At 74.2% G+C, this 23,240-nt stretch carries 15 protein-coding genes; 10 read left to right on the top strand and 5 right to left on the bottom strand.

Annotated elements, in window-relative coordinates:
* The first annotated feature begins 92 nt into the window (after window positions 1–92).
* The 6 genes from infB (at window position 93) to AC2RP6_RS12890 (ending at window position 10,088) form a co-directional block, all read left to right on the top strand.
* Window positions 93–3,197, top strand: coding sequence for a translation initiation factor IF-2 (gene infB / locus AC2RP6_RS12915; RefSeq protein WP_486446370.1), 3,105 nt, complete (start codon window positions 93–95; stop codon window positions 3,195–3,197).
* A 185-nt stretch (window positions 3,198–3,382) separates the two neighbouring features.
* Complete coding sequence (locus tag AC2RP6_RS12910; protein WP_030651158.1) at window positions 3,383–3,676, top strand: DUF503 domain-containing protein; 294 nt, start codon at window positions 3,383–3,385, stop codon at window positions 3,674–3,676.
* A 34-nt stretch (window positions 3,677–3,710) separates the two neighbouring features.
* Window positions 3,711–4,169: a 30S ribosome-binding factor RbfA gene (rbfA, locus tag AC2RP6_RS12905; RefSeq protein ID WP_486446369.1), complete on the top strand. Its 459-nt coding sequence runs from the start codon at window positions 3,711–3,713 to the stop codon at window positions 4,167–4,169.
* Entirely contained in the window at window positions 4,166–5,074 is a 909-nt protein-coding gene (gene truB, locus AC2RP6_RS12900) for a tRNA pseudouridine(55) synthase TruB (protein ID WP_486446368.1), read from the top strand. Before rbfA ends, truB begins: the two co-directional genes overlap by 4 nt.
* A 224-nt stretch (window positions 5,075–5,298) precedes the next feature.
* Entirely contained in the window at window positions 5,299–8,994 is a 3,696-nt protein-coding gene (locus AC2RP6_RS12895) for a serine protease (protein WP_486446367.1), read from the top strand.
* Window positions 8,995–9,131: 137 nt separating this feature from the next.
* Entirely contained in the window at window positions 9,132–10,088 is a 957-nt protein-coding gene (locus AC2RP6_RS12890; RefSeq protein WP_486446366.1) for a bifunctional riboflavin kinase/FAD synthetase, read from the top strand.
* 103 nt (window positions 10,089–10,191) lie between these two features.
* Here AC2RP6_RS12890 and AC2RP6_RS12885 read toward each other — a convergent pair whose 3' ends face one another.
* The 3 genes from AC2RP6_RS12885 to eccE all read right to left on the bottom strand — a co-directional run bounded on the left by AC2RP6_RS12885 (window position 10,192) and on the right by eccE (window position 14,683).
* Complete coding sequence (locus AC2RP6_RS12885) at window positions 10,192–12,588, bottom strand: SCO5717 family growth-regulating ATPase (protein ID WP_486446365.1); 2,397 nt, start codon at window positions 12,586–12,588, stop codon at window positions 10,192–10,194.
* Window positions 12,589–12,713: 125 nt separating this feature from the next.
* Window positions 12,714–13,412: a hypothetical protein gene (locus AC2RP6_RS12880; protein ID WP_486446364.1), complete on the bottom strand. Its 699-nt coding sequence runs from the start codon at window positions 13,410–13,412 to the stop codon at window positions 12,714–12,716.
* On the bottom strand, window positions 13,409–14,683 hold the full coding sequence (gene eccE / locus AC2RP6_RS12875) for a type VII secretion protein EccE (RefSeq protein WP_486446363.1): 1,275 nt from the start codon (window positions 14,681–14,683) through the stop codon (window positions 13,409–13,411). Before eccE ends, AC2RP6_RS12880 begins: the two co-directional genes overlap by 4 nt.
* Before the next feature lie 258 nt (window positions 14,684–14,941).
* On the opposite strand from eccE, the gene eccB reads away from it, so the two are divergent.
* The 4 genes from eccB (at window position 14,942) to AC2RP6_RS12855 (ending at window position 18,693) form a co-directional block, all read left to right on the top strand.
* Window positions 14,942–16,519 (top strand): type VII secretion protein EccB, encoded by a 1,578-nt coding sequence (gene eccB / locus AC2RP6_RS12870; RefSeq protein ID WP_486446362.1) that lies wholly within the window; start codon window positions 14,942–14,944, stop codon window positions 16,517–16,519.
* An 11-nt stretch (window positions 16,520–16,530) separates the two neighbouring features.
* A complete protein-coding gene (gene mycP, locus AC2RP6_RS12865) occupies window positions 16,531–17,781 on the top strand; it encodes a type VII secretion-associated serine protease mycosin (protein ID WP_486446361.1) in 1,251 nt (416 codons plus the stop codon).
* Between the two features lie 213 nt (window positions 17,782–17,994).
* The gene (locus tag AC2RP6_RS12860; RefSeq protein WP_387117245.1) at window positions 17,995–18,342 is read left to right on the top strand and encodes a WXG100 family type VII secretion target; all 348 of its coding nucleotides are present in this window, start codon (window positions 17,995–17,997) and stop codon (window positions 18,340–18,342) included.
* Between the two features lie 45 nt (window positions 18,343–18,387).
* Window positions 18,388–18,693, top strand: a complete 306-nt coding sequence (locus tag AC2RP6_RS12855; protein ID WP_486446360.1) for a WXG100 family type VII secretion target — start codon at window positions 18,388–18,390, stop codon at window positions 18,691–18,693.
* Between the two features lie 88 nt (window positions 18,694–18,781).
* On the opposite strand, the gene AC2RP6_RS12850 is transcribed toward AC2RP6_RS12855, so the two are convergent.
* Complete coding sequence (locus AC2RP6_RS12850; protein WP_189973222.1) at window positions 18,782–19,027, bottom strand: DUF397 domain-containing protein; 246 nt, start codon at window positions 19,025–19,027, stop codon at window positions 18,782–18,784.
* Window positions 19,028–19,241: 214 nt separating this feature from the next.
* On the bottom strand, window positions 19,242–23,198 hold the full coding sequence (gene eccCa / locus AC2RP6_RS12845; protein WP_486446359.1) for a type VII secretion protein EccCa: 3,957 nt from the start codon (window positions 23,196–23,198) through the stop codon (window positions 19,242–19,244).
* Window positions 23,199–23,240 lie beyond the last annotated feature (42 nt).

The raw sequence follows: 23,240 nt of genomic DNA, 5'->3' as shown, positions 1-23,240 counted from the left end.
GTCGAGATTGCGATGAGCACTCGATGAGTACGCGATGAGTACGCCCATGAAGTAGCGACGGTCCGGCGTAACCCGGACCTAAAAGGAGCGAAGTGGCTAAGGTCCGGGTATACGAACTCGCCAAGGAGTTCGGGGTGGAGAGCAAGGTCGTCATGGCCAAGCTCCAAGAACTCGGTGAATTCGTCCGTTCGGCGTCCTCGACGATCGAGGCGCCGGTTGTACGCAAGTTGACTGACGCACTGCAGGGGCCCGGCGGCAACGCCGGCAAGTCCGCTGCAAAGCCCGGCGCGCCCCGCAAGGCCGCGCCCGCCAAGCCCGCAGCGCCGTCCCCGGCCGCTGCGGCACGTCCTGCTGCCCCGAAGCCCGGCGCACCGGCCCCCAAGCCGGCCGCCGCCGAGGCCCCGGCCGCAGCACCCGTGACGCCGGCCGCCCCCGGCCCGCGTCCCGGCCCCAAGGCTCCGGCCGCCCCGAAGCCCGCTCCGGCGGCGCCCGTGGCGACCGAGTTCTCCGCGCCTCCGGCGGCCCCGGCCGCCCCGGCGCGTCCCGCCGCGGCCCCGGGCCCCCGTCCGGCGCAGCAGCGTCCGGCCGGCCCCGGCCAGGGCGGTGCCCGACCCGGCGCCCCGCGCCCGACCGGTGCCACCCCCGGTGCCCCGGCCCGTCCGGCCGGCACCCCCGGTGCCCAGGCACCGCGCCCGCAGGGCGCCCGTCCGGCCGGTCCCCGTCCGGGCAACAACCCGTTCACCTCCGGTGGCTCCACCGGCATGGCGCGCCCGCAGGCGCCCCGTCCGGCCGGAGCCCCGCGTCCCGGCGCCCCCGGCGCCGGCGGCGGCCAGGGTGCTCCCCGTCCGCAGGGCGGTCCCGGCGGCGCTCCGCGTCCGCAGGGTCCCGGCGGCGCCCGTCCGACCCCGGGCGGCATGCCCCGTCCGCAGGGCGGCGCCCCGCGTCCGGGCGGTGCTCCCGGCGGCAACCGTCCCAACCCGGGCATGATGCCGCAGCGTCCCGCTGCCGGTGGTCCCGGTCCCCGTCCCGGCGGCGGCCCCGGTGGCCGTGGTCCCGGTGCGGGCGGTCCCCGTCCCGGTGGCGCCGGTCGTCCCGGCGGCGGCGGCTTCGCCGGCCGTCCGGCCGGTCCCGGCTCCCGTCCCGCGGGCGGCGGCGGCTTCGGCGGTCCCCGTCCGGGTGGCGGCGGCTTCGGCGGCGGCCCGGCCGGCGCCGGTGGTGGCGGTCGTCCCGGCTTCGGCGGGCGTCCCGGTGGTCCCGGTGCCCGTGGTGGCACGCAGGGTGCCTTCGGCCGTCCCGGCGGTCCGGCCCGTCGCGGCCGCAAGTCGAAGCGTCAGAGGCGCCAGGAGTACGAGGCCATGCAGGCCCCGTCCGTGGGCGGCGTGATGCTGCCCCGCGGCAACGGCGAGACTGTTCGCCTGTCGCGCGGCGCGTCCCTCACCGACTTCGCCGAGAAGATCAACGCCAACCCGGCGTCGCTGGTCGCGGTCATGATGAACCTCGGCGAGATGGTCACTGCCACGCAGTCCGTCTCCGACGAGACCCTCCAGCTCCTCGCGGGCGAGATGAACTACGAAGTTCAGATCGTCAGCCCGGAGGAGGAGGACCGCGAGCTCCTGGAGACCTTCGACATCGAGTTCGGCGAGGACGAGGGCGGCGAGGAGTACCTCCTGCCGCGTCCGCCGGTCGTGACCGTCATGGGTCACGTCGACCACGGTAAGACCCGACTGCTCGACGCCATCCGCAAGACGAACGTCGTCGCGGGCGAGGCCGGCGGCATCACGCAGCACATCGGTGCGTACCAGGTCTCCACCGAGGTCAATGACGAAGAGCGTCGCATCACCTTCATCGACACCCCGGGTCACGAGGCGTTCACCGCCATGCGTGCCCGTGGTGCCAAGTCGACCGACATCGCGATCCTCGTGGTCGCGGCCAACGACGGCGTCATGCCGCAGACGATCGAGGCGCTCAACCACGCCAAGGCCGCCGGCGTCCCGATCGTCGTCGCGGTCAACAAGATCGACGTCGAGGGTGCCGACCCGACCAAGGTCCGCGGTCAGCTGACCGAGTTCGGTCTGGTCGCCGAGGAGTACGGCGGCGACACGATGTTCGTCGACATCTCCGCCAAGCAGGGTCTGCACATCGACTCCCTGCTGGAGGCCGTCGTCCTCACCGCCGACGCCTCCCTCGACCTGCGCGCCAACCCGGAGCAGGACGCTCAGGGTATTGCGATCGAGTCCCACCTCGACCGCGGCCGCGGTGCCGTCGCCACCGTCCTCGTCCAGCGCGGTACCCTCCGCGTCGGCGACACGATGGTCGTGGGCGACGCCTACGGCCGCGTGCGCGCCATGCTCGACGACAAGGGCAACAACGTCGAGGAAGCGGGTCCGTCGACCCCCGTCCTGGTCCTGGGTCTCACCAACGTCCCCGGCGCCGGCGACAACTTCCTCGTCGTCGACGAGGACCGCACGGCCCGTCAGATCGCCGAGAAGCGTGCTGCGCGCGAGCGCAACGCCAACTTCGCCAAGCGCGTCCGTCGCGTGTCCCTCGAGGACCTCGACTCCGTGCTCAAGGCCGGTCTGGTCCAGGAACTCAACCTCATCATCAAGGGCGACGCGTCCGGTGCGGTCGAGGCCCTGGAGTCCTCGCTGCTCCAGCTCGACGTCGGTGAAGAGGTCGACATCCGGGTCCTGCACCGCGGTGTGGGTGCGGTCACCGAGTCCGACATCGCCCTGGCGATGGGCTCCGACGCCATCGTCATCGGCTACAACGTCCGTGCTGCCGGCCGCGCCGCGCAGATGGCGGACCGCGAGGGCGTCGACGTCCGCTACTACTCGGTGATCTACCAGGCCATCGAGGAGATCGAGGCGGCCCTGAAGGGTCTCCTCAAGCCGGAGTACGAAGAGGTCGAGCTCGGTACGGCGGAGGTCCGCGAGATCTTCCGCTCGTCCAAGCTGGGCAACATCGCGGGTGTCCTCATCCGGTCCGGCGAGGTCAAGCGCAACACCAAGGCGCGTCTGCTGCGCGACGGCAAGGTCATCGCGGAGAACCTCACCATCTCCGGTCTGCGCCGCTTCAAGGACGACGTTACCGAGATCCGCGAGGGCTTCGAGGGTGGTATCAACCTCGGTTCCTTCAACGACATCAAGATCGACGACGTCATCGCGACGTACGAGATGCGCGAGAAGCCCCGCGCGTAAGCGCGAGGCGGTTCGCACCGTGTCGTAACGCGTCACACCGGGGCCGGTCGGCGGAATATCCGTCGATCGGCCCCGGCCGTTGCGTGTACGGTTCTGGTGACCCGGCCGCGCGAGCGCCGGGTGATCCTGCCGGGCGACGGCCCGGCAGGCCACCGAACCCGCACCGGCGGGACATCCGGAACTGCATGTACGTGGGGACTCTGTCCTTCGACCTGCTCCTCGGCGACGTCCACTCGCTGAAGGAGAAACGCTCCGTCGTCCGGCCCATCGTCGCCGAGCTCCAGCGAAAGTTCTCCGTGAGCGCGGCAGAGGTGGGCGACCAGGATCTGCACCGCAGGGCCCGCATAGGGGTCGCGCTGGTGAGTGGGGACGCGGGGTTCCTCTCGGACGTACTGGACCGCTGCGAGCGGCTGGTCGCGGCACGTCCGGAAGTGGAGCTGCTGTCCGTACGACGGCGCCTCCACGGTGATGAAGACTGATTGCTTGTCTGCAAGAAAAGAAGGAGACGGACCAGTGGCCGACAATGCGCGGGCGAAGAAGCTGGCGGACCTCATCCGGGAGGTGGTGGCGGAGAAGCTGCAGCGCGGTGTCAAGGACCCCCGCCTCGGTACGCACGTGACCATCACCGACACCCGGGTCACCGGCGACCTGCGGGAGGCCACGGTCTTCTACACGGTCTACGGCGACGACGAGGACCGCGCCAGCGCGGCAGCGGGCCTGGAGAGCGCCAAGGGCGTCCTGCGCTCCGCGGTCGGCCGGGCGGCGGGCACCAAGTTCACGCCCACCCTCACGTTCGTCGCGGACGCCCTCCCGGAGAACGCCAAGACCATCGAGGACCTCCTGGAGAAGGCGCGGACCTCCGACGCCCAGGTGCGCGAGGTCTCCTCGGGCGCCCAGTACGCCGGCGACGCCGACCCGTACAAGAAGCCGGGCGAGGACGACGACTCCGACGAGGACGCAGCCGCGGAATGAGCACCGAAGCAGGGAAGACGCCGGACGGCCTTGTCATCGTCGACAAGCCGTCCGGCTTCACTTCGCACGACGTGGTCGCCAAGATGCGCGGGATCGCCAAGACCCGCCGCGTCGGCCACGCCGGCACTCTCGACCCCATGGCGACGGGCGTGCTCGTCCTCGGCGTGGAGAAGGCCACCAAGCTCCTCGGCCACCTCGCACTGACCGAGAAGGAGTACCTCGGCACGATCCGGCTGGGCCAGAACACCCTGACGGACGACGCCGAGGGCGAGATCACCTCCTCCACGGACGCCACCGGGGTCACCCGGGACGCCGTGGACGCGGGCGTCGCCAAGCTGTCGGGCGAGATCATGCAGGTCCCGTCCAAGGTCAGCGCGATCAAGATCAAGGGCGTTCGCTCCTACAAGCGGGCCCGCGACGGCGAGGACTTCGAGATCCCGGCCCGGCCGGTGACCATCTCGTCGTTCCAGGTGTACGACATGCGGGAGGCGGAGGCCGAGGACGGCACCAGGGTCGTCGACCTCGTCGTCTCCGTCGTCTGCTCCAGCGGCACCTACATCCGCGCCCTCGCCCGTGACCTGGGCGCCGACCTCGGCGTCGGCGGACACCTGACGGCGCTGCGCCGCACGCGCGTGGGCCCGTACAAGCTCGACCGCGCGCGCACCCTGGACCAGCTCCAGGAGGAGCTGACCGTCATGCCGATCGGCGAGGCGGCGGCCGCCGCCTTCCCGCGCTGGGACCTGGACGCCCGGCGGGCCTCGCTGCTCGCCAACGGCGTGCGGATCGACATGCCGGAGGAGTACGGGGACGGCCGTACCGTCGCGGTCTTCGGACCGCAGGGCGTGCTCCTCGGACTCGTCGAGAGCAAGAACGGGAAGGCGAAGTCCCTCGCGGTCTTCGTCTGATCCTTGACGTGGAGCGGTGAGCGCACCTGCCGTGCCGCTCACCGCTCCACGACCCCCCTCGGGTAGGTCTCTATCCACCCGGACCCCGCTATTCACCCGTCCGAGCAGGCGCTCGGAGTGAATGGAGGGAGCGTAAGGGGGCGCGTTCGCCACGTGTGCTTTTCGTGCTGATCTTCAGCTGCCTACCGTCGTGAGCACGGGGCGTTGCGGGGAGTGGTGCGGCCATGGCGGAACTCGTCAAGATCTGCGATCCGGCCGGGCGGGAGCGCGGCAGCGGGTTCGTCGCGGACGACCGCGGAACGGTCGTCACCAGTCACGAGGCCGTCGACGGCCTGACCCGGGTGCTGCTGCACGCCCCCGGGCGGACCTGGTCGGCCGAGGCGGCCGACGTGACCCCCCTGCCGCACCTCGCACTGGCCCTCGTGCGCACGGACGGCCTCGGGGTGCGGCCCCTGCCGGTGGCGCGGCGCGAGTCGATCGAACCGGGGACCTACGTACGGCTCCCGGCGCGTGGCTGGCGCCAGGCACGGGTACTGGGGGCCGCCCACGTCGCGTACGGGCCGGCCGGCGCGCTGCCCGCGGTGGAGCTGGCGATCGGCACCGACGGACGCGACGCCCTCGCCCAGGGCCGTGAGGCCTGCGGAGGCCCGGTCCTGGACGCCACCACCGGAGCGGTGCTCGCCGTCCTGTGCACCGCCCTGCGCACGGAGCACCGCTCCGGCGGCTTCGCGGTGGCGCTGCGGGCGGCCGCCGACGCCGATCCGCGGGGCCCGCTCGCGGCGGTGCTCGCACGCAACGCCGCGACCGTGCCGGGCCGGGGCGCCGACCTGAACCTCGCCGGGGCGCTGGAACTGACCGCGACCACCCTGGGCGCGGCACGGCCGTCCGAGCCGGTGGAACGGCCCCGCATCGCCGCCGAACTGGACGCCTTCACGGCCGGCGACCGCCCGGTGCTCGGCCTCGTGGGCACCCCCGGCACCGGCCGCACGACGGAGCTGACGGCCCTCAGCCTCCGCCGGGCCCGCGGAGCCCGTCCCGCCCCGACCCTCTGGCTCCGGGGCGCCGACCTGCACGCCACCGACGCCTCGCTGGCCGACGCGGCCACCCGGGCCCTGACCCGGGCGACCCGCATCGTGGAGGCGGCCCCGGACGATCCCGACGGTGCCGGGTGCGTGCCGGAGCGCTCCCCGCAGGGCGCCGCACGCACCTCCGCCGCACCGTCCGCCTCCGCCGCACCGTCCGCCTCTGCCGCACCGTCCGCCCCCGCCGCACCGTCCGCCCCCGCCGACCGTACGGCGCCCGACCGTACGGCGCCCGAGGGGGCGGCCCGGCGCGCGCCCGGCCCCGCCGGGACCCCGCCGACCGGGCGGCACCTCCTGCCGGACCCCGGCCGGGGCGGTGCGAGGCCGGCCCGGCAGCGCAGCGGACCGGAGCCGGGCCCCGGCGGGACATCACCGGCCGGGTGGCCCGCCGGACCGGAGCCCGGCCGGGGCCCCGCCGGGACGGCGACCGACCTCGCCCGCCTGGTGGCCCGCGCCGGGCGCCCGCTCCTCGTCGTCCTGGACGCCCCCGAGGAGATGCCGCCGGGGCTCGCCCACCGCCCCGGACCCTGGACCGCGGCCACCGCCGCGTGGCTGCGCGCGACCGGGGCCCGGCTCGTCGTCGCCGCCCGCCCCGAGTACTGGGAGCGGGCCGGCGCCCTGTACCCGCCCGACGCGCTGTACGTCCCGGCCCGCCCGGCCCGTCGGCTGCCGCCGGCCCTCCCCGTCCCGGACCTCACCGCCGCCGAGGCCGAGACCGCCCGCGCCCGGCTCGGTATCCCAGCCGACGCAGTCCGCGAGGCCGACGCCCGCCACCCGCTCACCCTGCACCTGCTCGCCGGGATCCGCGCCGCCGAGGTCACCGCCGGCCGACCCGGCCGCGACGAGGTCTTCGCCGCGCACCTGGACCTGCTGTGCCTGCGCACGGCCGTCCGCATCGCCGCCGCGTCCCCCGGGGCCGGGGCGGGGGCCGGGGCGGGGGCCGCAGCCGGGGGATACGGGGCCGCAGCCGCCCCCGTGCACGGCCCCGGCGTCCGCCGGCTCGCCGCCCGCGTCGCCGGCCGGGTGCACGAGGCCGCGCGGCGCTGCCTGGGACCCGGGCAGGGGCAGCTGGACCGGGCCGCCTTCGAGGAACTCTTCCCGTGGCGCACCGGCTGGGCCTCCGCCGTCCTCACCGAAGGGCTGCTGGTGCCCGCCGGGTCCGGCTACCGCTTCGCCCACGAGGAGCTGTCCGACTGGATCCAGGCCGGCCACCTCGACGTGCCCCCGGCCCTCGACGTCCTCGTCCACGGCCCGGCCCGGCCGGAGCCGCCCGTCCCGCGGCACCGGATCGGGCCCGTCCTGGAAGCCCTGGCCCGACTCGCCCCGGACCGGCTCCGCGAGGAGCTCACCCGGCTCGTCCACGCCCTGAACGACTGCGCCGAGGACCCGGCGGGCGCCGACGCGGACCGCAAGTGGTGGGCCGCCCGGCTGCTGCGCGAGTCCCTGCTCCGCCTCCCCGACGCGCACCCCCAGCTCCCCGTCCTGCACGCCCTCGCCGAGCACGTGTCCCGGGCCGGCCCGGGGGAGTTCGGCGGCTGGTTCTGGAACGCGCTCCGGCTCGCCGAGGCCGACCGCCTCGACCTGCTGCGCCGCCTGCTGCCCGCCGACCCCGCCGAGGCGGTCCCCGGTGACCGCTGCCTCGACGTGGTGGCCCGCCGGCTGGCCCGGGACCCCCGCCGCGTGCAGCCGCTGCTCTGCGCCTGGTTCGGCGACGGCCGCCGGCTGCGCGGCCGGCCCGGCGCCACCGTGGCCACCGCCGCGCAGGCCCTGCTGCACACCCACCGCCGCCTCGCCCCGGACGACCTCACCGAGGCCCTCGTCAACGCCGCGCACCCCCACGCCGACGAGCTGCTCGCCGTACTCGCCGAGGAGGAGCCGTCCGTCCTGTGCCGTGCCGTGGACCGCTGGGCCCGCGACGAACGGCCCGGGCGCCGGGTCGCGGCCGCCGCCTACGGCCTCGCCGCCGCCCCGCACGTCCGCACCGCCGCCGACCGGGAGCTGCTGCGCCGCGCCGCCGGGGCGCTGCTCGCCCGGCCCGCCGACGTCACCCTGCACGGCAGCGCCCTGGCCGTGCTGCTGCGCGACCCACAGGTGCGCGCCCGCTGCCTCCCCGACGCCCTGGCCTCCTTCGCAGGCGCCGATCCGGGCTCCCGGCTGCCCGCCGCGGCGCTGGTTGCGGCCCTGCCCGTACTCCCGGAACAGGACGAGGTGTTCGCCGCCCTGCGGGCCCGCGCCGACGGGGAGGTGCTCCGCGCCCTGGCCGCCCTGACCACCCCGGGTCTGGCCCGGCGCGCGGCCGAACTCGTACGGGAGCACCTCGCGCGCACCCCCGGTGACGCGCCGCACGCCGCTGCCTTCGTGGACCGGCGGCTGGAACAGGGACCGGCCGCGGCACCCGCGCTGCGCCCGCTCGTGCTGGACCTGCTGCGGACCGCGCCGCCCGGGGTGCGGGCCGAGCTCGCGAAGGTACTGGCCGCCCCGGGCGGGGAGGCCTCGTACGCGCTGCGCGCCGATCTGGCCGCGGTACTGCTGCGCGAGGAGACCGACCCGCGCGTGCTGGACGCGTTCCTCGGGGCGGTCGCGGCGGGGGCCGCGGCGCGCCCGGAGGAGCGTACGCGGGAGCTGCTGCGGCGCACCGGGCGGCAGCTGCTGCGGGCCCCCGGCGGCCCTGCGGTCTTCGAGCTGCGCACGGTGGAGCTGTCCCGGGCCCGGCCGGCCTTCGGGGCACTGGTGGCCCGCTGGCTGGCGCAGTCGGTCACCGAGGCCACGGCCCTGCTGGGACCGAGCGCCCGGCGCACCGTGGAGACCCTCGGCAGGGCCGCCGCCGATGTGACGTGAAGGCCGGCGACGGCGGCCCGGCGGGGCCGCCCGGCCCGGACGCCGATGCGTGGCAGCGGCCCCCGGCATGGCAGTCTTAGACCTGCAATCGGCAATCAGTTCAAGGACCAAGCGGGTTCGGGCGAGGAGCGGTCACAGTGCAGCGCTGGCGTGGCTTGGAGGACATCCCCCAGGACTGGGGACGCAGCGTCGTCACCATCGGCTCCTACGACGGCGTGCACCGGGGACATCAGCTGATCATCGGCCGGGCCGTGGCCACCGCGCGCGAGCTCGGCGTCCCGTCCGTCGTCGTCACCTTCGACCCGCACCCGAGCGAGGTCGTCCGCCCCGGCAGCCACCCGCCGATCCTGGCCCCCTACGACCGGCGGGCCGAGCTGATGGCCGGACTGGGCGTGGACGCGCTGCTGATCCTGCCGTTCACCGCCGAGTTCTCGCAGCTGTCCCCGGCGGACTTCATCGTCAAGGTGCTCGTCGACAAGCTGCACGCCCGGGCCGTCATCGAGGGTCCGAACTTCCGCTTCGGACACCGGGCCGCGGGCGACGTCGACTTCCTGCGCGAGCTGGGCTCCACGTACGACTACCAGGTCGAGGTCGTGGACCTGGTGGAGCGCGGCACGGCGGGCGGCGGCGTGCCGTTCTCCTCGACGCTGGCGCGCCGGCTGGTCGCCGAGGGCGACATGGACGGTGCGGCCGAAGTCCTGGGCCGCCCGCACCGGGTCGAGGGCGTGGTGGTGCGCGGAGCGCAGCGCGGCCGCGAGCTCGGCTATCCCACGGCGAACGTCGAGACCCGCCCGCACACGGCGATCCCGGCGGACGGGGTCTACGCGGGCTGGCTGACGGCGGACGGCGAGCGGATGCCCGCGGCGATCTCGGTGGGGACGAACGTGCAGTTCGACGCGACCGAGCGGACGGTGGAGGCGTACGCCATCGACCGGGTCGGGCTGGACCTCTACGGCAAGCACGTGGCCGTCGACTTCCTCGCCTACGTGCGCGGGATGGCGAGGTTCGAGTCGCTGGACGGGCTGCTGGAGGCGATCGCGGACGACGTGAAGCGGGCGCGGGTGCTGACCGACGCCTACGACATGAAGCGCTGACGCGCCTGCGCGCGTGCGGGCGAGGGCCCGTACCGCCCCGGATCCGGATCGGATCCCCGGGTGGTACGGGCCCTCGCCCGTTGTGTCCGGCGCGCGGCGGCCGTCAGCCGAGACGCGGGTCGCGCGGCGGCTGCTGGGGCTGCTGCGGGGCGGCGGGGGGCTGCTGCCAGGGCTGCCCCGGCTGGGGGTAGGGCTGGCCGTACGGTCCCGGCTGCTGCGGCTGGGGCGGCTGCTGGTACGGGGGCTGGCCCTGGGGCTGACCGTACGGCTGGGGCGGCGGCTGCGGCTGGTGGTGCTGCGGCTGCTGGGGATGGGGCTGTGCCTGGGGCTGGTGGGGCTGCTGCGGCGCCCCCCAGTGGGTCTGCGGGGCCTGCTGCTGGGCCCGCAGGAAGTCCTCGGCCACGAGGGCGGAGAGGTTGAAGTACGCCTCGCGGGTCTTGGGGCGCATCATGTCGAGGTCGACCTCGGCTCCGGCCGCGAGGTGCTCGTCGAAGGGCACCACGACGACACCGCGGCAGCGGGTCTCGAAGTGCTGCACGATGTCCTCGATCTTGATCATCTTGGCGGTCTCGCGGACGCCCGAGATGACGGTGAGGGAGCGGGAGACGAGGTCCGCGTAGCCGTGGGCGGAGAGCCAGTCGAGGGTGGTGCTGGCGCTGCTGGCGCCGTCCACGGACGGGGTCGAGATGATGATCAGCTGATCGGCCAGGTCCAGGACGCCGCGCATGGCGGAGTACAGCAGCCCGGTGCCCGAGTCGGTGAGGATGATCGGGTACTGGCGGCCCAGCGTCTCGATGACGCGGCGGTAGTCCTCGTCGTTGAAGGTCGTGGAGACCGCGGGGTCCACGTCGTTGGCGATGATCTCCAGACCGGAGGGCGCCTGCGAGGTGAACCTGCGGATGTCCATGTACGAGTTCAGGTACGGGATCGCCTGGACCAGGTCCCGGATCGTCGCGCCGGTCTCGCGGCGGACGCGGCGGCCGAGGGTGCCGGCGTCGGGGTTCGCGTCGATGGCCAGGATCTTGTCCTGGCGCTCGGTGGCGAGGGTGGCGCCGAGCGCGGTGGTCGTCGTGGTCTTGCCGACGCCGCCCTTGAGGCTGATGACGGCGATGCGGTAGCAGGACATGACCGGGGTGCGGATCAGCTCCAGCTTGCGGCGCCGCTCGGCCTCGGCCGCCTTGCCGCCGAAGCGGAAGAGGCCGCCGCCCGCGCCGTTGTTGTTGCTCTTGGGCTTCTGCTTGTTGCGCAGCAGCCGGTCCGAGGACAGCTCGACGGCGGCGGTGTAGCCGAGCGGCGCGCCGCCGCCGGTGGGCGGGGCCGCGTACCGGGGGTCGTGCGGCTGCGGCTGCGGCTGCGGCTGCGGGGGCTGCGGCTGGGGAGGCTGCTGGCCCGGGCCCGCGCCCCACTGACCGGCGGCGCGCGGGTCGTACGGCGGCTGTGGCTGCGGGGGCTGCGGCTGCTGGGGGGCGGGCGCGGGGCCGGGCGGCGGGAAGCCGTAGCCCTGGTTCGCGAATGCGGGCGGCAGCGGCGGCAGTTCACCGGGAGGCGCACCGAAGGGGCTCTCGGCGGAAGCCGGTGCCGCCGCCTGCTCGGCGGGAGGCGGTACGGGGATCCCCTCGGCGGGAGCGGGCGGCAGGTCCGCGAACGACGCGGGCACGGCGTCGGCCGGCTCCGGGACCGGGGTGGGGGCGAACGGGGGCGCGGCGTCGGAGGGCGCGTGCTCGGGCGCGGGCGCCGCGGGGGCCGCGTCGACGGGGCCCGGAGCGGCGTACGGCGGCTCGGGAGCCGGAACCGGCAGCGGGACCTGGGACACCGCGGGGGCGGGCTCGACGGGGGCCGGGGCCGGCTCGGGAACCGGAGCCACGACCGGCTCGGCGGCGGCCGGGGCGGGGGCTGACGGGGCCGCCGCGTACGGCAGCTCGGGCGGCACGACCGGCTCCGGGGCCGGGGGCGCGGGCGCGTCAGCCGGAGCCACGACCGGCTCGGCGGTGGCGGGGGCGGGGGCTGACGGGGCCGCCGGGTACGGCAGCTCGGGCGCCACGACCGGCTCCGGGGCCGGGGGCGCGGGCGCGTCAGCCGGGGCCACGACCGGCTCGGCGGTGGCGGGGGCGGGGGCCGACGGGCCCGCCGCGTACGGGGCCGGCGGCGCAGCCGTGTACGGCGGCTCGGGGACCGGCGACGGTGCCGGAGCCGGGTCGGCCGCGAGCGGGAACGGCGGGGCCGCGCCGATGCCGTCGGACGGGGTCCGCGGCGCCGGCGGAGCGATCCGCATCGTCGAGGGCGACTCCAGGTCCGACGGGCGGTGCGGCTCGAAGCCGCTCCCCTCGGGCAGCCCCGGCACCTGCGCGGCCGGCGGCGCCGGAGGCGCGCTCTGCGTGTACCAGGCCGGCGGGGTGTAGTCGATGGTGAACTCGCCCGTCATCTCGGGCTCCGCGTCGGACTGATCGTCCGTCGGGACGTCCCACGTCCCGCCGCGCCTCTCGTTCCGATCGCCGCTCACTGGTCCTCCTGGTCTGTCGAACACTGCTCCGGCGCCCACCCACGCCGCGCCGACGTCCAGCCTAATCGGGGCGCGTCGCCCCTGTCCGCCGCGTCCCGCTCCACGGGGGAGGGGGCGCCGACGCGTCAGTCGATCCGGCGCGCCGCGCCCAGCAGGCCGGTCTCCGCCTCGGTCCCCTGCGTCATCACGAACTGCCGGTCCCGCGGGGTGCACCACAGCGTCACCCCGTCGCCCAGGGTCGGCAGGGAGGCGACCGCCTGACGCGGCAGCCGCATCAGGCGGCCGATCTGCTCGGCCTCGTCGGGGGACACGCGCTGCACGCCCACCAGCGACGACTGCTGGAGCAAGCGCGGCGCCGTCGGGCTCAGGTACGGCAGCAGCGTCAGCACCGACTGCCACGGCCCGGCGACCACCCGGCCGCGCGGCGGCCGCATCCCGCAGTCACGCACCACCAGGACCGGGCTGCCCGCGGAGGCGCCCTGCGGCGGGATCCGGCCCACCTCGTGCAGGGTCACGCACTGCTGCCCGCCGCCCGCGGCCTGGGCCAGCCCCGACCACACCTGCCCGCGCCCGGTCTCCACCGCGACCCGCGCACCCGTGGCGGCCGCGCGCAGCGCCAGCACCTGCGCCGTCCACAGGCCGCCGATCAGCGTCACCTCGTACGGGGTGGGCCGGTTGATGCCGAGCACCGCCGACCGTCCTTCGGCGTCCACGCCGATGACGACCCCGTCGTCCCCGACGGGCACCGCCAGCGCGTCCAGGTCCGCCGCGGGCACCACGTGCCGCTCCCGCCGCGGGCCGACCAGACCGAAACCGCCCCTCATCGCGCGCCCCCCAGCGGCAGCGAAGCCAGCAGCCCCGGCACCTGTTCGCGGTCGAGCCGGACCAGTCCCGTCTTCACGCCCCGCGCCGTCCTCTCCAACTCCCGGCGTGCCGTGATCAGTTCCTCGTCGCTGCGACCTGTCACCCGTACGTGTCCGGTGAGGGTCACGCCCTGCCGCTCCGCCGGGGCCATGGTCAGGCTGAAGTTCGTCGCCAGTGCGGGCAGGGAGGTCAGCAGCGCCACGAACTGCGGCAGCGCCGCGGCACCCGCACCGCCCAACTGCGGCCAGCGGCCTATCCAGTACGTCGTGTGCCGGCGGTCGTCGCAGCGCCACGTCCGCGAGGTCTCCTCGGTGCGCCGCCCGGTGCCCGCGGACCGGCCGGCCTGGGTGATCGCCATCGGGTTCGCGCAGGAGGACGTGGCCAGGGCCGCCGTCAGCTCCTGCTCGGTCAGCACGGTGGCCTTGAAACCGGCGCCGGCCAGCCGGCTGGCCAGCTGGTCCGCCGCGCGCACCACGCAGCGCTGCGCGCCCGCCAGACCGCCGCCGCGGGCGGTGACCGCCTCGGGGCACAGCTCCGGGTCCAGCTTGAGCGCGATCCACGTCAGCCGCACGGCGGGCGTGCCCGTACGGGCCTGCAGTGGGGCGTAGTTGCGCGTGGCCATCGAGCGCTCCGGCAGGTGCGGCGCCGGCGCCGGCTGGGTGTGCTGCACCAGCTGCGCGGACTCCAGCCGGATGCCGTCCACTTCGAGGATGTCGCGTACGACGCCGAGGGGCAGCGGCCGCGCCGCCCGGTCGGGCCGCAGCGCGGTGGCGTCCGTGTCCACCTGGACCACCGCGGTCAGGAAGGTGCCGTCGCCGACCATGCCGACGGGCCGCCGGTCACGGTCGCTGAAGGTCAGGGTGCGCAGGGCCTGATCGGCCTCCACCAGCGGGGCCAGGCCCGGTTCGGTACCGGCGGGCACCGTGGAGGACGAGGCCCTGCGCCGGCGTGCGCGCAGGGCGAGCGCGCTGCCGATCCACTCCGGCAGGGAGCGCTGGTGGCGGCGGACGACCGCGAGCACCACCAGGACGAGCGCGAGCACGCCGGCGGGGACCAGGAGCAGGGGCTCGACGACCCACGCCACGAGCAGTCCGGCCACCGCGACCTGGAGCAGTACGAGTTGTTGCAGTCGGAACGGTCCGAAGCGGCCGGGGCTCGACTTCGGGTGCGGTGTCACCCCGCCGCGTGCGGGTGCGGGCGCGCCGGTCCGTGGCTCCGCCGCCGTGGCCATCACTCGCGCACTTCCCCTCTCCAGGGCCAGACATCATGGGTTCCGGCGGTGCGCGACACCCGTCGCGGGACCCCGGAACCTCCCCAATCCACCCCAACAAGCCCTGATTGCCCCGGTGCGGGAGGCGCGGAGCGGCTGGCTCACCCTACCCGGCCCCTGCATACCGTCCGTCAAGAGGCATAGTAGGTGCCCGGTCCGACAATCGAGGCCCGGGGACCGTACTCACCGGCCGGGCCGTGCGGGGGGAAGCAGACGGTCATGGCATCACGACGTGATGAGCTAAACGCGTACACCTTTGCGAAGCGGCGGACGGTGGCCGCGTTCCTCCAGCCCTCCGCCACGGGTACCGAGGAGGGTGCCCCCCGCCCGCTGCGCGCGGTCCTCCCGGGGATGGTCGTCGGGGCCCTGGTCCTGGCCGGGTTCGGGGCCTGGGGCATGTTCAAGCCCACCGCCCCCAAGGGCTGGGACGAACCCGGCACGAAGGTCATCGTCGGCAAGGACTCCACGACCCGCTACGTGGTCCTCACGACGAAGGTGGGCGGCAAGGACCAGACGCGCCTGCACCCGGTGCTGAACCTCGCCTCCGCCCGACTCCTGCTGGACCCGCAGAAGTTCAAGGTCGTACAGGTCGAGGACAAGGTCCTCGACGCGGGCAGGCCGCCCCGCGGACCCATCATCGGCATCCCCTACGCCCCCGACCGGCTCCCCTCCAAGGCCGAGGCGGCCAAGGCCAAGCGCTGGGCCGTCTGCCAGCAGCCGGGCGGCAACGGCCGCGGCGTGCAGACCGCCACCTTCGTCCTCGCCGACCGCGAGGCGTCCGTGACGGACGACGCCCGCAGGCTCACCGACACCCAGTCGCTGTACGTGGAGAGCACCGGCCCCGGCAAGGAGCGCTACCTGGTCGACGCGACCGGTACGAAGTACAAGTTCCCCGAGGGCACCCCGGCCGCCGGAACGATGACCAACGCCCTGGTCGGCACCGGTGCCACTGCGCAGCAGGTCGGCCCGGAATGGCTGGGAACCCTCAACTCCGGCGCCGACCTGGCCTTTCCCGCGCTCCCCGGCAGGGCCGGCGCCGACGCCGGCGTCAAGGGCCTGAACACCGCCGACAACAAGGTCGGCATGGTGCTCAAGGCCCAGACCGGCTCCGGCGCACAGCACTACGTGGTCCTGCCCGGCAAGGTCGCACCGGTATCCGACTTCGTCGCCTGGCTGCTGATCTCGGCCCCCGCGACCGACGGCCTCAACATGCACGGCAAGCCCCGCGAGGTCGACCTGCAGTCGCTCGACCCCGACGCCACCGCGTTCGCCGGCGACGTCAAATGGCCGCAGAGGAAGACCGAGCGCATCAACCGGACGACACCGCCCGCGGGTACGCAGACGAGCGGCTCCAACAACCGCGACACCGTCTGCAACGTCCTGCGCTCGGTCGACGGACAGGGCAACCAGACGCTGAGCACCTGGGCGGGCACCGGCTACCCCGTCGACATCACCGCCAGCGGCACGAGCGCGTACGTCACCCCGGGCTCCGGCCTGCTCTACACCCAGGTGCAGGGCAAGCAGACCACGGCCGGCGGCTCCCTCTTCCTGGTCACCGACACCGGCCTGCGGTACGCCGTCCAGGCCAACGGCGACAGCGACAGCGAGCAGTCGAAGATCGGCGCCCCCGACCAGACCAAGACGGGCGGCGACGGCCGCCCCGAGGCCAGTCAGGCGCAGGTCCGGCTCGGCTACGGCGGGGTCACCCCGGCCATGGTGCCCATCGCCTGGTCGGAGTTCCTCTCCAAGGGCCCCCGGCTGGACACCAACTCCGCCCGTCAGCCCCAGGGTTCGTGAGGAAGCCGCCGATGCTCCAGCACCGCGTCCCCCGGCGCGCGCTCCTCGCCGCCGCCTTCGCCCTCACCCTCTCCGCCGGCGGCGCGGCCGGGACGGGGTCCGCCGCCGCGCCGCAGCCGCCGCACCCCCTGCGGCTCGACGGCGCGGGGGAGTGCACCTTCCCGATGAAGAAACAGATCGCGGACCGCCCCTGGGCCCTCCAGCGCCTCCTCCTCGACGAGCTGTGGGCGCAGACCAAGGGCAAGGACAAGAACGGCGCCGGCATCCGGGTCGCCGTCATCGACACCGGTGTCGACCGGGCGAACCCGCAGCTCAGTGGAGCCGTCGACGTCGGAGCGGGCAAGGACTTCGTCGACCCCAAGGGCGGCGACGGCACCACCGACACCATCGGCCACGGCACCAAGGTCGCCGGGCTGATCGCCGCCCGCCCCCAGGAGGGCACCGGCTTCGTCGGCCTGGCCCCGGACGCCACCATCATCCCCATCCGGCAGAACGACGGGCAGGGCAAGGGCAACGCCCTCACCCTGAGCCAGGCCATCGACCACGCGGTGGCCAAGGGCGCCCAGGTCATCAACATCTCCCAGGACACCGACGTCCAGCTGTCCGCGGACTCCGAGCTCGGCAAGTCCGTCCAGAAGGCCGTCGCGGCCGACATCGTGGTCGTGGCCTCGGCGGGCAACGACGGCATGAGCGGCCAGAAGCGCAGGACGTACCCGGCCGCCTTCCCCGGAGTCCTCGCCGTCGGCGCCTCCGACCGCAACAACGAGCGCGCCGTCTTCTCCCAGCCGGGCGACTTCATCGCGGTGGCGGCGCCCGGCGTCGACATGGTCTCCACCGTCCCGGGTTTCGGCCAGTGCATCGACAACGGCACCAGCTTCTCCGCCCCCTACGTCGCCGGACTCGCGGCCCTGCTGCGCGCCGAACACCGGGACTGGTCCGCGCAGCAGATCATCTGGCAGATCCAGAACACGGCCGAACGTGCCGTCAACGGCCGCGACGACTACGTCGGTTGGGGCGTCGTCGACCCGGTCCGCGCCGTCAGCCAGGACCAGCAGCCGCCCACGGCCCCCGTCCCGGACCCGGGCCCGCCCCCGGCGGCGGCCCCGCAGGCAGCGCCCCTCCGGCTCACCGAGACGGCCCAGGAACGCCAGGAGCGCTACGGCACGTACGCTCTCGGCATCGGCGCCGTCCTGATCGCCGTCATCGCGGGAACCGCCACGGTGGTCCGGGACGCCCGGAGCCGCCGACGTCGTTTGCAGTGAACAGGCACAGTTCGTCCGCGGAAGCGGGCCACCGGTGTTGGGGCCGGTCCATGAACTGACTAGAGTGACACCAGGCTTCACGAGTGTGATCGGGGGATCGCGTGAAGCGGAGGGGGACGGTCCGGAGCGCGTGGCACACATCCGCGCCAGGCACGCCCGCCCCGCTGCGCAATCCGCCGGTTCTGCCGGCGAATTGAGAAGTGAGGAGCTTCGATGAGCACGAACACCTTCGGACTTGCGGACGATCCGGTCGTCCAGGCGAAGAACAAGATCCAGGAGACGGGAACCGCCGTCTCCAAGCAGGCCCGCGAGCTTGCCGACATCATCGCCACCGTGAGCGCCGGCTGGACCGGTGTGGGCGCGTCGGGCTTCATCACGGCCCAGACGACGCTCAACGACAGCCACGACGAGATCCGCCGGCTGCTCGGCGTCCTGCACAACGCGGTGGCGCAGACCAAGAACCTCAGCAACGCACAGGACGAGGAGGTGCGGGCCGCGTTCAAGAACGCCGTCCAGCCGACGTCCGGCTCCGGCCCCCGCTCGGGCCTCGACGGCATCTGATCAGCGCCCCCCTTTCCATTCGGCCGTAGCGACAAGGAGAAGAACATGACGGCGAACGACGGGACCCGGGTCCGGTACGAGACCGTTCAGCAGATGGCGGACCGCATCCGGGTCGTCTCCGGGAACATCCTCAAGGACCTGGCCGAGATGGAGCAGGCCGTGAAGGTCGTCACGGACACCTGGGACGGCGAGGCGCACCGCGAGTACGTCACCCTGCAGAAGAAGTACAAGGCCAAGGCCGACACCATGCACGCGGAGCTGGAGAAGGTCGCCAAGCTGATCGAACGCGGCAAGGACGACTACCGCGCCACCGACAAGCGGGCCTCGACGCTCTTCACCGAGGCCTACTGAGCCCGGCCGGGGACCCGGCCCCCGGGTCCCGCAACGCCGATGGGGCGCGCCCGTGCCGGGCGCGCCCCATCGGCGTCCGCTCAGCCCCTCAGGGCTGGTGGCGGTCCAGGTCGAACTCGCCGTCCCTGGCTCCGAGCACGAAGGCCTCCCACTCGGCGGCCGTGTAGCGCAGCACCGTCTCCCGGTCCAGCGAGGACCGCATCGCCACCGCCCCCTCGGGGAGCCGCGCGATCTCCACCCGCTCCTCGTCCGGGCTGGTCCCCGGCGGCCCTTCCCACTCCACACCGCTGATGTCGAGCGCGTACAGCTCGTCCTTCTCCTGCTGGGTGCCCATGGGTGGCCCTTCCCTCGGTGGTGCGGTCTTCCCCGCCGATTATCGGGGCTGCGCCGCCGGCCGGGACGGTTTTCCGGCCGAAGCCCGAGGCCGGCTGCGTGCCCCCCCCCCCCGGCGCGAGGGGCCCTGCGTGAGGGGCCGGGCACGTGCTCCCCCGCGCGAGGAGCCGGGCCCGGCCCGCCCGGAGCGGCGGCCGCCGGCCCCGGGCCGCGGCTCACATACCGCCCGGCATCCGGCCGAGCTGGACCAGCGAGGTGCCCCGCCGCCGCGAGACGAAGTAGCCCCGGCCCGGCGGCATCGGACGCGGCCGGACGGTACCCACCAGATCGCCCTCCGCCGGGTCGCCGGACAGGACGACGCCCTGCGCGCCCAGCTCCTTGATCCGCTGCATGAACGACTCGTACATCGAGCGGGAGGCACCCGCGGAGCTCCGCGCGATGATGAAGCGGACACCCGTGTCGCGGGCGAAGGGCAGGTACTCCACCAGCGGCGCCAGCGGATTGCCCTGGCTCGTCGCCACCAGGTCGAAGTCGTCGATGATGATGAACACGTCCGGGCCCGTCCACCAGCTGCGGTCGCGCAGCTGCTGCGGGGTGACGTCCGCCGGCGGCTGCCGCCGCGAGAACACCCCGCCCAGCGCCTCCATGTGCATCTGCAGGGAGCTCGCCATCGGCGCGTACTCCAGCAGGTGCTCCTCCGGCAGCGCCCCGAGCAGGGTCCGCCGGTAGTCGCCGACCACGAGACGCGCCTGGTCCGGCGTGTACCGCTGCGCGATCTGCTGGGCGATGAGCCGCAGCAGGTTCGTCTTGCCCGACTCGCTCTCACCGAAGACCAGCAGGAAGGGGTCGCTCTCGAAGTCGACGAACACCGGCTCCAGAGCGGTCTCGTCGATGCCGATCGCGATACCGCGCTCGGGGAACTCCCCGCCCTTGGGCAGCTGGTCGGCGTGGAGCAGGCGCGGCAGCAGCCGTACGCCCGGAGCCGCCGGCCCCGACCAGTTCTGCCGGACCGCCTCCACGAAGGACGCCGTCGCCTCCGACAGGTCACCGGCCTCGTGGCTGCCGTCGATCCGCGGCAGCGCGCCCAGGAAGTGCAGCTTCTCCGCCACCTGGCCGCGGCCCGGCATCCCCGTGGGCACGTTCGCCGCGACCTTCCGGTCGAACTCCGAGTCCATCGTGTCGCCGAGCCGCAGCTCCACCCGGCTCAGCATCTGGTCCTTCAGCGCCGCCCGGACCTCCATGTACCGGCCCGCCGTGATCACCACGTGGACGCCGTAGCCGAGACCGCGCGCCGCGATGTCCGTGACGACCTGCTCCAGCACCTCGTACTCGCCGCGGAAGTTGCCCCAGCCGTCGACGACGAGGAACACGTCGCCCCACGGCTCGTGCGGCAGGTCGCCCGCAGCCCGCCGGCGCCGGTAGGTACCGATCGAGTCGATGTTGTTCGCCCGGAAGAACTCCTCGCGGCGGTTGAGGATCCCGCCGACCTCCGCGACCGTGCGCCGCACCCGCTCCGGGTCCAGACGCGAGGCGATGCCGCCCACGTGCGGCAGGTCAGAGACCGCCGACAGGCTGCCACCACCGAAGTCCAGCCCGTAGAACTGCACCTCGCGCGGGGTGTGCGTGAGCGCGAAGGCGGAGATCAGCGTCCGCATCAGCGTCGACTTGCCCGACTGCGGACCGCCGACCACCATCATGTGGCCCGCCGCACCCGAGAAGTCCCGGTAGAGCACCTCGCGCCGCTGCTCGAACGGCTTGTCGATGAGACCGAGCGGCACGACCAGCCCGCCCGGCCGCGTGTACCCCTCCGCGTGCAGCCCGCGCTCCGCGCTCGGCGCCAGCGCCGGAAGCAGCTGGTCCAGCGGCGGCGCCTGGTCGAGCGGCGGCAGCCACACCTGGTGCGCCGGCACGCCCTGGCCCTCCAGCCGGCTCACGATCACGTCCAGGACGGTGTCCGCGAGCGCGTCGTCCTCCCGAGCGGACCGCGCGGCCAGGTACGCCGGGTCCGGCGCCGCGTACACCACCGGCACCGGCGCCGCCGTGAACAGCGCGGGCCGCCGCTCCACCGGGAACTGCCCCACCGAAAGGTCCGGACCGCCCGAGCGGTAGGTGCCCGACACGTACGCCGCCTTGAAGCGGGTCATCTCGTCCGTGCCGAACTTCAGATAGCCGGAACCGGGCACCGACGGCAGGTGGTAGGCGTCCGGCACACCGATCGCCGTCCGCGACTCCGCCGCGGAGAAGGTCCGCAGACCGATCCGGTACGACAGGTACGTGTCCAGCCCGCGCAGCTTGCCCTCCTCCAGTCGCTGCGACGCCAGCAGCAGGTGCACGCCCAGCGAACGGCCGATGCGGCCGATCTGGATGAACATGTCGATGAAGTCCGGCTTGGCCGTCAGCAGTTCGGAGAACTCGTCGATGACCAGCACCAGCGACGCCAGCGGCTCCAGCGGGGCACCGGCCGCACGGGCCTTCTCGTAGTCGTGGATGTTCGCGTAGTTGCCCGCCGAACGCAGCAGCTCCTGACGGCGCTGCAGCTCACCGCGGATCGAGTCGCCCATGCGGTCCACCAGCGTCAGGTCGTCCGCGAGGTTGGTGATCACCGCCGCGACGTGCGGCATCTGACCCATGCCCGTGAAGGTCGCACCGCCCTTGAAGTCGGCGAGCACGAAGTTCAGCGTCTCCGAGGTGTGCGTGACCGCCAGTCCCAGCACCAGCGTGCGCAGCAGCTCCGACTTGCCCGAACCGGTCGCGCCCACGCACAGGCCGTGCGGGCCCATGCCCTCCTGCGCCGCCTCCTTCAGGTCCAGCATGACCGGCGCCCCGTCCTCGCCGACGCCGATCGGTACGCGCAGCCGCTCACCGGCAGACCGCGGCCGCCACGTCCGCGCCACGTCGACCGCCGCCGCGTCGCCCAGGTTCAGCAGGTCCGTGAAGTCCAGGTTCGCCAGCAGCGGCTCGTCGTCGTCCCCGCCGCCCGTGCGCAGCGGCGCCAGCTGCCGGGCCAGGGCCTCCGCCGCGGGCAGCGAAAGGGTGTCCGGCACACCCTCGTACGCCACCCCGCCGCCCGACTCCAGCCGCAGCCGGCCCGGCCGCACCACGACCGACAGGCCCCCGCGCGGCTCGTCCAGCTCGCCCGCCACCACCTCGATGATGGTGACGCCCTGCAAACCCTCCGCCGCCGCGAACACCGAGTCCGGGGGCACCATCCCGCCGTCCAGCACCACCACCAGGTGCGGCTGGTCCAGCACCGGGGACACCTCCCGGCTGAACCGAGGCCGGCCCTCCAGCCGGGACGCCAGCAGCCCCTCCAGCTCGGCCAGGTCGTCGCCGAACAGCCGCTTCGTACCGGCCCCGTCGACCTGCCCCGGCAGCTGCGTGTGCGGGAGCCACTTCGTCCAGTCCCACGAGGACACCGCGCCCGGCGCGGCCACCACCGCCACCATCAGGTCCTCGGGGGAGTGCAGCGTCGCCAGCTGCGCGACCACCGCCCGCGCCGCGCCCCGCGCCGACTCCGGCTCCCCGGACACCGCCACGTGGTAGAAGGCCCGCATCGACACCGCCATCGGCAGCCCGTCCAGCGAGGAGTGCACCTTCAGGAAGCGCTGCATCGCACCCGCCGTCAACGGCTCCAGCTCGTCCACCGGCGCGGTCTCCGGCGCCACCAGCGGCGTCGAAAGGCGCTGCGCGCCCAGCCCCAGCCGGGCCTGGCCGAAGTCCGGGTCACCGACCCGCCGCTCCCACAGCCGCGAACCGTCCGCCACCACCGACCACAACTGCTCCGGAGACGGGTGAAGGTACAACTGCGCGTCCCGCTGCGCCCGTGCCGTACGCCGCACCTGACGGCGCGTCTGCGCCAGGTACTTGAGGTAGTCCCGCCGCACGTCGGCCATTTGCCCCTGCGTACCGCGCCGGTGGCGGACCAGCTGCGCCACGACCATGGCCACCGTCGACGCCAGCATCAGCACACCCATGATGCGCATGAAAGGGGCCGCGCCCGGCATGAAGAAGAAGACGACGGACGAGCCCATGCCGAGCATCGGCAGGAGCTGCATCAGCATGCCCTCCTGCTGCCCGCGCGGAAGTTCGGGAGGAGCTTCCAGCCTCAGCTCCTCCGAGGGAACCTCGGGCGGCAGGGACCGCGGCGGGCGTTTGACGACGATCTGGCTCACCGGAGCATCAATCCCTCGAAAACGGACGGGACGTCGCAACCG

The sequence above is a fragment of the Streptomyces sp. WAC03905 genome (assembly GCF_057371075.1).
Note: the sequence above shows the minus strand (reverse complement) of the source record. Positions and strands in the feature narration are given on the sequence as shown.